Raw genomic sequence first — 1,523 nt, forward strand, 5'->3', positions numbered from 1 at the left:
ATTCAATATATATTTATGGTATAATGAATATAGAAACACAGTGGTAGCAACATAAAAAATCTTTTGGTTAATGGAGGTTATTCAAATGAAAAACGAACAGAAATTAGAGCTGAAAACACTTGTCGGTAAGATGATTGGTGAATATAGAGAAACAGGTAAATTTTCACAAAGTAATCTAGAAGAAATTTTAAATTTGGTGGATTTTCAAGATAAAGAAATTTCATTCCTTATTCTTAAATTTCATCATATCAATACAAGAATTGCTGATAATGGAGGAATACCGGTTTTAAAAGAAATTTACAGAATGATCTAATTGAAAAATGAAGTTGCTGTTAAGCATATGAAACAGCAACTTTTTCTAAAAAAATATGAATTTGGAAAGTTGGAGGTATTAGCATGTTTTATACAGTAACAGCAAATTTTAGAATGAGATGTGGTGGTCATCTGGAAGTGCAAAACTTTCTAGATCTAGGGAAAGCAATTGAATTTGCGGAAGAACAAAAAATAGAATTTTTAAATGAAATACCAAATGGTGCATTAGATGAAGATGAAACTATGAGTATTGATTATAGTAATAGTGTAAACGGTCAACATTATTACTTTTATGGAGTTTCAAAAGATGAAATAGATGAACAAAACTATGTGACAATTCGTGTAGTTGAATCGAAATTTAAAGATAGACCAGAAGCTAAAATTTTAGTGGAAGATTAATTGATAATTTAAAGTGAAGTTGCTGTTAATTAAATGAACAGCAACTTCATTTTAATAAAATTCATATGGAGGGATGGAATATGTCAACTCAATACCATATTGACGGTCAAATTTATACAAATAAAGATGAATGGAAACTTGTTGTATCAAGAGATTGGTACAAGAAATACAACAAATACATGATTCAAGAATTCTTTTATGTTGGAAAGCAATTCAAATATGAAGGTCAGATCTATGAAGTGTTAGAAAATAATGTTCAAATATCTAATACAGAAGGTTGGCTACATCTAAAAACAATAGGAGAAGATTCTTATAAAGCATATATTTCCCCTAGAAAAATATTAAGAAAAGAACCTAAATTAAAACAAGAACTTGATAATGGTTTAGATGGAAATGTTATTTTTGTAGAAACCTTAAAAAATCAGGAACAATTGCAATTATTTTAAACTGATATATTCAAAAAAGGGAGAGATTTTTAATGAATTGTATAGCTCCATGTATTGTAAATCAAGATACAGAAAAAGCGGTTCAAGTTAGGATTGATGATGATCTATTTTGGTTTCCTAAATCGCAAGTTTTGGTACAACAAAGGAAATTAGAAAATTACACTGAACAAAGAATTATTCTTCCATATTGGTTAGCTGAAGAACAAGGACTACTTGCTAAAAGTCACGCTGGATATTCACTCTATCCTATTCAACAAACAGATATAAAAATTAAATAATGAAAAAGAGAAGTTGATTTTTAAAAAACAAATTGACTTCTCTTTTTTTTGAAAATGAATTAGTGAAATATGAGGTGAATTTACAATG

General features: G+C 27.8%; 4 protein-coding genes. All 4 read left to right on the forward strand.

Going from position 1 to position 1,523, the window contains the following annotated elements; genetic code table 11:
- The first annotated feature begins 85 nt into the window (after window positions 1–85).
- The 4 genes from MR107_RS29890 (at window position 86) to MR107_RS29905 (ending at window position 1,435) form a co-directional block, all read left to right on the forward strand.
- Window positions 86–313: a hypothetical protein gene (locus MR107_RS29890; RefSeq protein WP_242293144.1), complete on the forward strand. Its 228-nt coding sequence runs from the start codon at window positions 86–88 to the stop codon at window positions 311–313.
- 83 nt (window positions 314–396) lie between these two features.
- Window positions 397–711: a hypothetical protein gene (locus MR107_RS29895; RefSeq protein ID WP_000500162.1), complete on the forward strand. Its 315-nt coding sequence runs from the start codon at window positions 397–399 to the stop codon at window positions 709–711.
- 80 nt (window positions 712–791) lie between these two features.
- Window positions 792–1,157, forward strand: coding sequence for a hypothetical protein (locus tag MR107_RS29900; protein WP_242293145.1), 366 nt, complete (start codon window positions 792–794; stop codon window positions 1,155–1,157).
- 32 nt (window positions 1,158–1,189) lie between these two features.
- A complete protein-coding gene (locus MR107_RS29905; RefSeq protein WP_242293146.1) occupies window positions 1,190–1,435 on the forward strand; it encodes a hypothetical protein in 246 nt (81 codons plus the stop codon).
- Window positions 1,436–1,523 lie beyond the last annotated feature (88 nt).

It is taken from the genome of Bacillus cereus group sp. BfR-BA-01441 (genome assembly GCF_022663075.1).
Taxonomy (GTDB): Bacteria; Bacillota; Bacilli; order Bacillales; family Bacillaceae_G; genus Bacillus_A; species Bacillus_A cereus.